The sequence below is a fragment of the Bacillus sp. FJAT-29937 genome (assembly GCF_001509555.1).
GTDB lineage: Bacteria > Bacillota > Bacilli > Bacillales > Cytobacillaceae > Cytobacillus.
In genome coordinates this window covers 434889-447692 of the sequence record NZ_LMAS01000001.1, presented here as the reverse complement: position 1 = coordinate 447692, position 12804 = coordinate 434889, and the positions used below count along the sequence as shown (strand labels likewise).

The window sequence follows — 12804 nt, the reverse complement described above, 5'->3', positions numbered from 1 at the left end:
AAGTCGAGTCACCGACGCTTGCTCGGTAACAGGGGATATTATTTAGGAGGTGAAACGGATGGCAATCACTAAAGAACGTAAAAATGAACTAATCAATGAGTACAAAACTCATGAGAATGATACTGGATCTCCAGAGGTTCAAATCGCTGTCCTTACTGAGGAAATTAACAAACTGAACGATCATTTACGTACTCATAAGAAAGATCACCACTCACGTCGCGGTCTTTTGAAAATGGTAGGTAAACGTCGTAACCTGTTAACTTACCTGCGTAACAAAGACGTTCAACGTTACCGTGAGTTAATTAACAAATTAGGTTTACGTCGATAATAAGAAAAGCGGGAGTTTTCCCGCTTTTTTATTAGCTTAAAAAGAACACATGTTTACATACATAAAAGACCGATTTTAACTTGTAATAAAATTGTACATACTATACATACACAGTTTTCATACTTTAGGAGTATTTTTGTTCGATAATGTTTAGGTTTAGGTTTCCAATACAAGTCGCTAAACCTCCATTGTGAAAAGGTAGAGAGGGGTTACAAAATATGGGACAAGATAAACATATTTATTCTATAGATTGGGCTGGCCGCAAATTAACTGTAGAAATTGGACAGTTAGCCAAACAAGCAAATGGCGCAGTGCTAGTTCGCTATGGAGACACAGCTGTATTAAGTACAGCAACCGCATCAAAGGAGCCGAAAAATTTAGATTTCTTTCCATTGACAGTCAATTATGAAGAAAGATTATATGCTGTTGGGAAAATACCTGGAGGATTTATTAAAAGAGAAGGCCGTCCAAGTGAAAAAGCTATTTTGGCCAGCCGCTTAATTGATAGACCCATTCGCCCATTATTTGCCGATGGATTTCGTAATGAAGTACAAGTAGTCAGCATGGTAATGAGTGTTGATCAAGATTGTTCTTCAGAAATGGCGGCTATGTTTGGTTCTTCATTAGCACTTAGTGTATCAGATATTCCTTTTGGCGGACCAATTGCTGGAGTAAGTGTTGGTCGTATTAATGATGAATTCATTATCAATCCAACAGTTGATCAGGCAGATAAAAGTGACATCCATTTAGTTGTCGCTGGTACAAAGGATGCCATTAATATGGTTGAAGCTGGTGCTCTAGAAGTGCCTGAAGAAACCATGCTTGAAGCAATTATGTTTGGACATGAAGAAATCAAACGATTAATTGCTTTCCAAGAAGAAATTGTAGCTGAAATTGGCAAAGAAAAACTTGAAATCGTTCTATTTGAACTAGATCAAGAATTAGAAACTAAAGTTCGTTCGATTTGCGAGCAAGACATGATCGCTGCTATTCAGGTTCAAGAAAAGCATGCACGTGAGGATGCTATTAAAGCTGTTAAAAATGCGGTAATGGCAAAATTTGAAGAAGAAGAGTCAACGGAAGCTGACCTTAAGCAAGTAAAACAAATACTTGATAAAATTGTAAAAGGCGAAGTGCGCAGACTTATTACAGAAGATAAGGTGCGTCCAGATGGCCGTGGCTTGGATGTCATTCGCCCATTGTCTTCAGAAATTGGTATTCTTGCTAGAACACATGGTTCTGGACTATTTACTCGAGGCCAAACTCAAGCTTTAAGCATATGTACATTAGGTGCATTAGGTGACGTCCAAATTCTGGATGGCCTCGGAATCGAGGAAGAAAAGCGTTTTATGCACCATTACAACTTCCCTAATTTCAGTGTTGGTGAAACGGGACCGATGAGAGGGCCAGGCCGACGTGAAATTGGCCATGGCGCACTGGGAGAGCGTGCATTAGAGCCTGTTATTCCATCTGAAAAGGATTTCCCGTATACAGTTCGTTTAGTTTCTGAAGTATTGGAATCTAATGGATCTACATCACAGGCTAGTATTTGCGCAAGTACTCTTGCTATGATGGATGCAGGTGTTCCAATTAAGGCTCCTGTTGCGGGAATCGCGATGGGCCTTATCAAGTCAGGAGAGCATTACTCAATACTGACGGATATCCAAGGTATGGAAGACCATCTAGGAGATATGGACTTTAAGGTTGCGGGTACGGCTAAAGGGGTAACAGCCTTACAAATGGATATTAAAATTGAAGGTCTTTCTCGTGAAATATTAGAAGAGGCCCTTCAGCAGGCGAAAAAAGGCCGCATTCAAATTCTTGACTCTATGCTAAGTACGATTGACCAGCCTAGACAAGAGCTATCCAAATATGCTCCTAAGATCCTGACAATGCATATTAATCCAGATAAGATTCGTGATGTTATTGGGCCGAGCGGAAAGCAAATCAATAAGATTATTGAAGAAACTGGTGTCAAAATTGATATTGAGCAAGATGGTACAGTATTCATCTCTTCAACTAATGAAGAAATGAACCAAAAAGCGAAGAAAATTATTGAGGACATTGTCCGTGAGGTTGAAGTCGGACAAATGTATCTTGGTAAAGTAAAGCGAATTGAAAAATTCGGAGCATTCGTTGAAATTTTTAACGGAAAAGATGGACTTGTCCACATTTCTGAGCTTGCGGAAGAACGCGTCGGCAAGGTAGAGGATGTCGTGTCCATTGGGGACGAATTACTTGTTAAAGTAACCGAAATCGATAAACAAGGCCGTGTAAACTTATCACGTAAAGCAGTCCTCCGTGAACAGCGTGAACAGAAAGAACAAGCACAACAATAATTACTTTTAAAGCATGATTTATTATGAAAGGAAAGAGTCAGGACGGGAAGACCCCCCTGACTCTTTCCATATACATACCTTTTGTTAAAAATTAACTTTCATAAGGAAATGCAGCTCGTTCTACCTTGTCCTCCTTAAACATATGGTTTATGGAAGGAGGCAAGATGAATGAAAAAGCTGATTCATTTAGGCATTATTTTTATAGCTGCATATCTTTTTGTCAGCAATCCGTTAACGAATCAATATGTCTTAGGTTTAAAAGCTGATTCTATTTCTGTTTCAAAACAAAAGGATCCTTTATATAAAGAAATTACTGAAAGAGCAATAGATTATAATATTCCTCCCCAGGATGCGAAGATTGATCGAGTTTGGAAGGCGATGCCTGGATTAAATGGAATACAGGTTGATATAGGAGCTTCCTATAAAAAAATGAAAGCAGATGGCGAATTTAAGGATGAAAAGCTAGTTTTCAAACAAATTCAGCCTAAAATTCAATTGAAGGATTTGCCGCCATCTCCAACGTATAAAGGACATCCGGAGAAACAGATGGTTAGTTTTATCATAAATGTAGCATGGGGAAATGAGTATTTAACAGACATGCTGACGACCTTAAAGAAGCATAACGTTTCTGCGAGTTTTTTCTTAGAGGGAAAATGGGCTCAAAAAAATCCTGAATTGGCGAAAATGATCGAAGAAGCAGGTCATGAAATTGGCAACCATTCATATTCTCAACCTAATATGGCAAAAATACCAACGAGTATAATGAAGGAAGAAATTCAAAAAACAAATGAAGTCATTCAAGCGATTACAGATAAACCTGTACAATGGTTTAGCCCGCCAAGCGGAAGCTTTCGTGAAGAAACAATACAAATTGCCTTACAGGAAGGCTTAAGAACGGTCTTATGGTCAGTTGATACAGCTGATTTGAAAAAGCCATCCGAAGAGGAATTGCTAAATCGTGTAATGGGTAAGGTTCATAACGGGGCAATCATCTTAATGCACCCTACAAGCCCAACAGAAAAATCGCTAGATCAGTTAATTATTCAGCTGAAGAATCGGGACTTTCAAATTGGAACCGTTTCCGATCTTTTGAGTTCTGATCGAATGGCTGATAATCTTAATTTTGGAAAAGTTAATAATAAGGAAAATAACAACTAATATCATTGCAGCTCTGTTAAAGGAACAGGAGGAACTTATTTGATTAAAAAGTATACATGCCAAAATGGTGTAAGAGTCGTATTAGAAAATATTCCACACGTTCGTTCCGTTGCCATTGGTGTTTGGATTGGAACCGGATCTAGGGATGAAAACCTTGAGAATAATGGGATTTCACATTTTCTAGAGCATATGTTTTTTAAAGGGACAAAAACAAGATCCGCACGAGAGATTGCTGAATCATTTGACAGTATTGGCGGACAGGTGAATGCATTTACTTCAAAAGAATACACATGCTATTATGCCAAGGTTCTTGATACTCATGCAGATTTTGCACTTGAGGTTTTAGCTGATATGTTCTTTAACTCTACATTCGTAGAAGAAGAGCTAAATAAAGAGAAAAATGTTGTATATGAAGAAATAAAAATGTATGAAGATACGCCTGATGATATCGTTCATGACTTGCTTAGTAAAGCCATTTATGAAAATCATCCACTCGGCTATCCGATATTAGGAACAGAGGAAACACTTGCGACCTTTAATGGTGATACATTAAGAGAATATGTCCATAACATGTATACGCCTGAAAAAGTGGTCATCTCAATTGCCGGCAATATTACTGATTCTTTCATTCGCGAAGTTGAAAAATATTTCGGAGCCTATGAAGGCGGCAAGCATGAAAAAACGGAGCATAGTCTTGAATTCCATTCAAATAAAGTTGTTCGGAAAAAGGATACAGAGCAGGCGCATTTATGTATTGGTTTCGATGGACTGAAGGTTGGCCATCCGGAAATGTACAATTTAATTATCCTCAATAATATACTTGGAGGCAGCATGAGCAGCAGGTTATTCCAGGATGTTAGGGAGCAAAAAGGACTTGCTTATTCAGTCTTTTCTTATCACTCAGCTTACCAAGACGCAGGGATTGTTACTCTCTATGGAGGAACTGGTGCTAAGCAATTGGACGTCCTATTTGAAACGATGCAAGAAACATTATGCAAGCTTAAACAAGAAGGAATTACAGAAAAGGAATTAATTAATAGCAAGGAACAGTTAAAAGGCAGCCTAATGCTCAGCTTAGAGAGCACCAATAGCCGAATGAGCCGAAATGGAAAAAATGAACTTTTACTGAGGCGTCATCGATCATTAGATGAAATCATTGAACAAATTGATGCTGTTTCTAAAAAAGGTGTGGATGAAATGGCAAATTCCATTTTCACTGATAAATATGCCATTGCATTAATTAGCCCTAATGGCGAGTTGCCAAAAAGTCTATAATTATTGATGACAGTCTGTTAATTAGCAGACTGTTTTTTGGTAATGGCGGCAATATTGATTTATAGTCTAAATCATTATGAATAACGATAAATTGTATAGAGAGGGGGAAGGGCATGAGACTTAGTGAGTTGAGTGGAAAAGAGATCGTTGACGTAAAAAAAGCGGAAAGATTAGGGGTTCTTGGGCAAACAGATCTTGAAATAAACGAAAAAAGTGGACAAATACAGGCATTAGTCATTCCATCTTTGAAATGGTTTGGGCTGAAAAGGCAAGGAGACGAAATTCGTGTACCTTGGAGTCACATAAAAAGGATTGGAACCGATATGATTATATTAGATATGCCGGATGAGGAAGAGGGAAATGAATAGTAAACTTTGAAAGTAATTGTTTAGATTGGCACAAGCCAGTCTTTTTTTTTTTGAAAAAAATTCTTTCCAATATTAAAACTTAGGCTAAAACCTAGTGCCCACTTACATCCTCTCATACGAAAACCTCGCAAACTCATCTTTCAAGCCTTTTCTTTACATGGAAAACTCACCGATTTAGCTTTTCGTACATAGGATGTTGAAGTAGTGAATTAACACAATACCTGTAACACTCTTTAGAAGAAGGTGAGGGTTTCATGCTAACAGACATACAAATTGCTGTTATTGGCGGAGATGCTAGGCAGCTGGAAATTATACGCAGACTAACCGAGCTGGATGCCAAGCTTTCATTAATTGGATTCGAACAATTAGATCATGCCTTTACTGGAGCTGTTAAAGAAAAAGTGGATGAAGTTGATTTTACAAATAAAGATGTTGTCATATTACCTGTTCCTGGAACTGGCTTAGATGGTCAAATTGAAACAATATTTTCTAATGAAAAGGTGTATTTACGGAAAGAAATGCTATTGGAAACACCATCACATTGTACGATTTATTCAGGGATTAGCAACTCCTATTTAGACAGTTTGACTAAGCAGGCAAATAGACGTCTAGTGAATTTATTTGAACGCGATGATGTAGCCATCTATAACTCAATCCCAACAGTAGAGGGAACGATCATGATGGCCATACAGCATACAGATATCACTATTCATGGATCAAACATTACCGTTCTCGGTCTCGGAAGGGTTGGGATGAGTGTTGCCAGAGTCTTTGCTTCTCTTGGAGCTAAGGTAAAGGTAGGGGCAAGAAAAAGTGAACATATTGCAAGGATTACAGAAATGGGTTTAATTCCATTTCATTTAAAGGATTTAGAAAATGAAGTAAAAGATGCAGATATATGTATCAACACGATTCCATATTTAGTAGTCACGGCTTCTGTCATTGCAAAAATGCCGGTTCACACACTTATCATTGACCTTGCTTCTAAACCGGGAGGGACAGACTTTAGGTATGCAGAAAAAAGGGGAGTAAAGGCACTGCTGGCACCTGGTCTTCCTGGAATCGTCGCACCGAAAACAGCCGGGAAAATATTAGCGCAAGTTCTTACCCAGTTAATAAAAGAAGATAGCATGAAGCGAAAGGGGAATATTTAATTATGAGTTTAAAAGGAAAACGTATCGGTTTTGGACTGACAGGATCCCATTGCACATACGATGCGGTGTTCCCGGAAATAGAGAAGCTAGTCAATGCTGGGGCTGAAGTATTGCCTGTTGTTACCTTTACTGTGAAAAGCACGGAAACAAGGTTTGGCAAAGGGGAGGATTGGGTACAGAGAATTGAAGAATTAACTGGGAATAATGTGATTGATTCCATCGTGAAAGCAGAGCCGTTAGGTCCGAAAATTCCATTAGATTGCATGGTGATCGCTCCCCTGACAGGCAATTCAATGAGTAAATTTGCAAATGCCATGACAGATTCCCCTGTATTAATGGCTGCAAAGGCAACGTTAAGAAATCAAAAGCCGGTTGTATTAGGAATATCCACGAACGATGCATTGGGCTTAAATGGCGTGAATTTAATGAGATTAATGTCAACGAAAAATATATATTTCATTCCTTTTGGCCAGGATGATCCAGTGAAAAAACCAAATTCAATGGTTGCTAGAATGACGGCATTATCAGAGACAATCGAAGCTGCTATTGCAGGAAAGCAATTCCAGCCTGTGCTTGTTGAAAGATATAAAGACGAAATATAAGGATTTCCCCAATTTTTCTAGCAAAAAGTTTATTACTTTAAAGAATGAATATGTTAAAATGTATGTTATTATAAGAAAATTCATTATGTTTCTGTAATAACTTTTTTGCTAGCAAGTATTTTTGAGAGGGGAAAAAAACAAATGGAACAGAAAAAAGGATTTCATGTAGCAGTTTTAGGAGCAACAGGAGCAGTAGGTCAGCAAATGCTTGACACACTTGAGAAAAAGAATTTTCCAATCGAAAAATTAACATTGCTTTCTTCTGCCCGTTCAGCGGGAAAAAAGGTGATTTTTAAAGGTGATGAGCTAACAGTCCAGGAAGCAACACCAGATAGCTTTGCAGATGTTGATATAGCATTATTTAGTGCGGGCGGCAGTGTTTCTAAAGAAATGGCGGCTCATGCTGTATCCCATGGAGCAGTTGTCGTTGATAATACAAGTGCTTTCCGAATGGATGAAGAGGTTCCGCTTGTCGTACCAGAAGTTAATGAAAACGATCTCCACAATCATAAGGGAATTATTGCAAATCCAAACTGCTCAACGATTCAAATGGTTGTAGCTTTAGAGCCAATCCGTGAAAAATACGGTTTAAATAAGGTTATCGTTTCAACATACCAGGCTGTTTCAGGATCTGGTGCAGCTGCAGTTGAAGAGCTTCATGAGCAAACAAAAGCAATCATAAATGGGGAATCTTTTGAACCTGCCATTCTCCCTGTAAAAGGTGATAAGAAGCATTATCAAATTGCCTTCAACGCCATTCCGCAAATTGATAAGTTTACGGAGAACGGCTTTACATTTGAAGAAATGAAAATGATTAATGAAACAAAAAAGATTATGCATCTTCCTGAGCTTCAAGTTGCAGCGACATGTGTGCGTTTGCCAGTTGCAACCGGGCACTCAGAATCAATCTACTTCGAAGTGAATGAAGAAGGAGTTAGCTCACAACATATTAAAGAGCTTCTTCAAGATGCCCAAGGTGTTATTTTACAAGATGATCCAGACAATCAAATCTACCCAATGCCTGCAGATTGCGTAGGCAAGAGCGATGTGTTTGTCGGACGTATCCGCAAAGACTTAGATCAACCGAAGGGTTTCCATATGTGGGTTGTGTCTGACAACCTATTAAAGGGAGCTGCCTGGAACTCAGTTCAAATTGCAGAAAGCTTAATAAAACTTGGTTTAGTAAAATAATAAAGTTCACGATTCATTTCTTTAAAAGATTTGAGCTTAAAATAAGGGAGCTAGAAATTTTCTAGCTCCAAATATAATCATCCTCTCTAATAGTAAAGCTATGGTATAGCCTAAAAACCAACGAAGAGTTTTATAGAGGTGTAACAATGAAAATAATTGTGCAAAAATTTGGAGGCACATCCGTTCGCAATGATAAAAGCCGGGAACATGCATTAAAGCACATCAAAAAAGCCCGACAAGAAGGTTATAAAGTAGTTATTGTCGTATCGGCAATGGGACGTTTGGGAGATCCATATGCAACGGATACATTACTCTCTCTAGTAGAATCAAATAAATCTCTAATAAATAAAAGGGAAACGGATTTATTATTATCATGTGGTGAAATCATTTCTAGTATTGTTTTTACAAATATGCTGCTGGAGAAAGGGATTAAAGCAACTGCCTTAACCGGTGCGCAAGCAGGTTTTCGAACGAATCATGAACATACAAATGCGAAAATTATCGATATGAAATGTGATAGGCTTCTTAAAGTCCTTGAAGATCATGATGTAGTTGTAGTGGCAGGATTTCAAGGTGCCGCAAAAAACTGGGATGTCACAACGATCGGCAGAGGCGGAAGTGACACATCTGCTGCAGCTTTAGGAGCAGCCCTAAATGCTGAATGGATTGATATATTTACAGATGTTGATGGAATTATGACTGCTGACCCAACTATCGCTGAAAATGCACGTCCTCTATCTATTGTCACATACACAGAAGTATGCAATATGGCTTATCAAGGAGCAAAAGTCATACATCCTCGAGCAGTTGAAATTGCCATGCAAGCAAAAATCCCCATTCGAATTCGATCAACCTATACAGAAAATTTAGGTACTCTAGTGACAACTTTTAATAAAGAACGGCAAGGAATAGACTTCACAGAAAGAATTGTTACTGGAATTGCCCATCTCCCCAATATTACACAAATCAAAGTTCAGGCAAAAAAGGATCAATATAATTTGCAAGCAGAGGTTTTTAAAGCGATGGCGAATGAAGGGATCAGTGTAGATTTTATTAACATTTATCCTAATGGCGTCAACTACACCGTTTCAGAAGAAATGACAGAGAAAGCAATAGAAATACTTGAAAATTTAAATCATACTCCTCTTGTCGAAAAGGATTGTGCCAAAGTATCTGTCGTAGGAGCTGGAATGCAAGGTGTACCAGGTGTCGCATCAAAAATTGTTACTGCATTGTCAGAGCGGGAAATAAGGATTTTACAATCTGCGGATAGTCATACTACGATATGGGTTCTTGTGAAAAAGCATGATTTAGCTAAAGCAATTAACGCTTTACATGATGCTTTCCAGCTTGAAAAGGATTATACAGTTCCTAAGAATATTGACTTATTGAAGGTTAAAGGAGTGTAGCAATGATTCAGTTAGGCCGGGTTTCGACAGCGATGGTTACTCCATTTGATAGAAAGGGACATATTGATTTCCCGAAGACTACTCAGCTAATTAATCATTTAATTCAAAATGGCACAGAATCTCTTGTTGTAGCTGGGACAACAGGTGAGTCCCCTACTTTAACGAATGAAGAAAAACTAGCGTTATTTCAGCATGTGGTTAAAGCAGTCGACAAAAGAATACCAGTTATTGCGGGAACAGGCAGTAATAACACATACGCTTCAATTGATTTAACGAAACGGGCTGAGCAAATAGGTGTAGATGGGATAATGGCTGTAGCTCCCTATTATAATAGACCGAATCAAGCCGGACTTTTTCAGCATTTCAAAGCAATTGCCGAAAGTACGAAACTGCCGGTTATGGTATATAACATTCCAGGCAGAGCTGCTGTTAACATTGAACCTGAAACGATTATTAGCCTTTCTAACATACAAAATATTTTTGCTGTAAAGGAAGCAAGCGGCAATTTAAATGCGATGACTCGGATTATTTCAGAAACGGCCGAGGACTTTCAGCTTTACAGCGGTGATGACGGATTAACAATCCCTGTATTGGCAATTGGCGGAAAGGGCATCGTCTCTGTGGCGTCCCACATTATTGGAAATGAAATGCAAGAGATGATTGGAACATTTTTTAATGGAGAAATTGAAAAAGCTGCTAGACTCCATCAAGACCTCCTCCCAATCATGGAAGGACTTTTCACAGCCCCAAGCCCTGTACCGGTAAAAACAGCCCTTCAATTAAAGGGGCTTGATGTCGGCACGGTAAGATTGCCGTTAGTTCCGCTCACAGAATTGGAGAGAGGTAAATTATCAGCTTTGCTGCAATAAAAACATAAAAGCCAATCAGTTGTTTGCTGGTTGGCTTTTGTATGCTTGTCGGGGGTGGGCACAAAGGAAAGCTACTCCGAATATTCATCGCAGGAACAATTGTCCTTTGATTGGTCCGAAGGAGCTTCCGCTTTTCTTCTTGTCTAGCTCCAGGGGCCATCGGCTCGAGGTCATAAGCCAAATCCTCACAAAAGGAAAGAACGCCTTTTGCAAGGCTTCGTCTTATGCTTGTCGCCGATAAGCGGGCCCCTTCCGCTTTTCCTTCTTGTCATGGTTTTCATTCTTCAAGTATAATATTGGTAACTGATCTAAGGTCGGGCAACTGAAAATAGGAGGATTTTAACATTGAACATTAGAAAGAATGAAAGCATCAAGATTGTGGCACTGGGGGGGGTTGGCGAATTTGGAAAGAATATGTACGTAGTTGAAGTAGATGAAGATATATTTGTATTGGATGCAGGATTCATGATACCGGAGAATGAGATGTTCGGAATAGATATTGTTATACCTGATTTCACCTACCTCACTCAAAATAAAGAAAGGGTTAAAGGGATCTTTCTGACACATGGTCATGAAGATCATATCGGAGCCCTATCATATATATTAAGAGAGCTTAGTATTCCTGTATATGGGACGAAGCTGACGCTGGCTTTAGCAAAAGCGAAAATGAAAGAACAGGATTACAAAGGTCAAATCAATTTTGTGGAAATTCATTCGGACTCTAAGATTGAGTTTCAATCTGCGGACGTGTCATTTTTTCATACGACCCATAGCATTCCAGACAGCGTTGGAATTTGTATACATACTTCAGAGGGAAGTATTGTTTATACTGGGGATTTTAAATTTGATCAAGCGGCGGCTTCTAATTACAAGCCCGAGATAGGAAAAATGGCAAGAATCGGAGAAGAGGGGGTACTTTGCTTGCTTTCGGATAGTACGGAGGCAGATAAACCGGGTCATACCCAATCGGAAGCCAAAGTAGTCAGCCAAGTAACAGATGCCTTTTTTAATGCTCCAGGTCGAATCATCGCCGCATCTTTGGCATCTGATTTAATAAGAATTCAGCATATTTTTGATGCAGCCTTCAAAAGCAGAAGAAAAGTTGCGGTTGTTGGCAAATTCTCGCAATCAGCTTATGAGATCGCACTTCAGCTTGGGTATTTACAAGTACCTGAGGAATTAATGATACCTATTTCTGAAGTTAATCAATATCCGGATGATGAAATTGTCATTCTACTAACAGGATCCCAGGGAGTGCCCATTGAAGTTTTACAAAAAATGTCCAAGCAGCTTCATAAGCAGATCAATATTAAACAAGGTGATACTGTTATGCTGACGGCCTTCCCTATTAGAGGAAGTGAAGTAATCATCTTTAAGACGGTTGATATGCTGTTTCGCGCAGGAGCAAATGTGATTTCAGGAAAAGGCGCATTTGGAACATCAAGCCATGGGAGTCAGGAAGAGCTTAAATTTATGATTAATTTAATGCAGCCGAAATTCTTTATTCCTGTTCATGGAGAATATCGCTTGCTTAAGGCCCATGCCAAAGTAGCCTCAGAATGCGGATTAACGAATGATCAAATCTTCATTCCCGAAAAAGGTGAAGTTGCTGAAATAAAAGAAGGCCGGATACGCCCCGCTGGCCGAATTCCATCAGGCAATATTCTGATTGATGGAAGCGGAGTAGGGGATGTCGGGAATATTGTATTAAGAGACAGAAAGCTTCTTTCCCAAGATGGGATATTACTTGTCGTCGTGACATTGAATAAAAAGGAAAAAAGCATATGTGCTGGACCAGAAATTATTTCAAGAGGATTTGTATACGTAAGAGAATCAGAGGAACTGCTTATTGAGGCAACAAGGAAGGTCCGAGAAGTTGTAGAAAAAAGCGTATTAAAAGAAACGTTTGATTGGTCAGGTATTAAACAAGATATGAGAGATGTATTGAATCAATATTTATATGAAAAAACAAAACGAAGACCGATGATTTTACCTATTATTATGGAAGTTTAGCCTTAAGAAGCACAGTTGAAAAGCAGCTGTGCTTTTCATATTTTATTTTGAAGCAACAAATTAACACCGAATGAAAATACTCCCAAAGACCATACTAA

General features: G+C 38.8%; 11 protein-coding genes. All 11 read left to right on the top strand.

The window, feature by feature from the left end:
* Positions 1–58: 58 nt before the first annotated feature.
* The 11 genes from rpsO (at position 59) to AR328_RS02105 (ending at position 12706) form a co-directional block, all read left to right on the top strand.
* Positions 59–328, top strand: coding sequence for a 30S ribosomal protein S15 (rpsO, locus tag AR328_RS02155; RefSeq protein ID WP_066288899.1), 270 nt, complete (start codon positions 59–61; stop codon positions 326–328).
* 218 nt (positions 329–546) lie between these two features.
* Complete coding sequence (gene pnp, locus AR328_RS02150) at positions 547–2667, top strand: polyribonucleotide nucleotidyltransferase (protein ID WP_066288897.1); 2121 nt, start codon at positions 547–549, stop codon at positions 2665–2667.
* 168 nt (positions 2668–2835) lie between these two features.
* A complete protein-coding gene (locus AR328_RS02145; protein ID WP_066288896.1) occupies positions 2836–3825 on the top strand; it encodes a polysaccharide deacetylase family protein in 990 nt (329 codons plus the stop codon).
* A 39-nt stretch (positions 3826–3864) separates the two neighbouring features.
* Positions 3865–5100, top strand: a complete 1236-nt coding sequence (locus AR328_RS02140; RefSeq protein ID WP_066288893.1) for a M16 family metallopeptidase — start codon at positions 3865–3867, stop codon at positions 5098–5100.
* A 113-nt stretch (positions 5101–5213) separates the two neighbouring features.
* The gene (locus AR328_RS02135; protein ID WP_066288886.1) at positions 5214–5468 is read left to right on the top strand and encodes a YlmC/YmxH family sporulation protein; all 255 of its coding nucleotides are present in this window, start codon (positions 5214–5216) and stop codon (positions 5466–5468) included.
* A 254-nt stretch (positions 5469–5722) separates the two neighbouring features.
* Positions 5723–6622 (top strand): dipicolinic acid synthetase subunit A, encoded by a 900-nt coding sequence (gene dpaA / locus AR328_RS02130; protein WP_066288884.1) that lies wholly within the window; start codon positions 5723–5725, stop codon positions 6620–6622.
* A 2-nt stretch (positions 6623–6624) separates the two neighbouring features.
* Positions 6625–7224 (top strand): dipicolinate synthase subunit B, encoded by a 600-nt coding sequence (dpaB, locus tag AR328_RS02125; RefSeq protein ID WP_066288881.1) that lies wholly within the window; start codon positions 6625–6627, stop codon positions 7222–7224.
* Between the two features lie 141 nt (positions 7225–7365).
* Positions 7366–8415: an aspartate-semialdehyde dehydrogenase gene (gene asd / locus AR328_RS02120; protein WP_066288879.1), complete on the top strand. Its 1050-nt coding sequence runs from the start codon at positions 7366–7368 to the stop codon at positions 8413–8415.
* 146 nt (positions 8416–8561) lie between these two features.
* A complete protein-coding gene (dapG, locus tag AR328_RS02115) occupies positions 8562–9824 on the top strand; it encodes an aspartate kinase (RefSeq protein WP_066288876.1) in 1263 nt (420 codons plus the stop codon).
* Positions 9825–9826: 2 nt separating this feature from the next.
* On the top strand, positions 9827–10693 hold the full coding sequence (gene dapA, locus AR328_RS02110) for a 4-hydroxy-tetrahydrodipicolinate synthase (RefSeq protein ID WP_066288871.1): 867 nt from the start codon (positions 9827–9829) through the stop codon (positions 10691–10693).
* Between the two features lie 345 nt (positions 10694–11038).
* Positions 11039–12706 (top strand): ribonuclease J, encoded by a 1668-nt coding sequence (locus AR328_RS02105; protein WP_066288866.1) that lies wholly within the window; start codon positions 11039–11041, stop codon positions 12704–12706.
* The last annotated feature ends 98 nt before the right edge of the window (positions 12707–12804 follow it).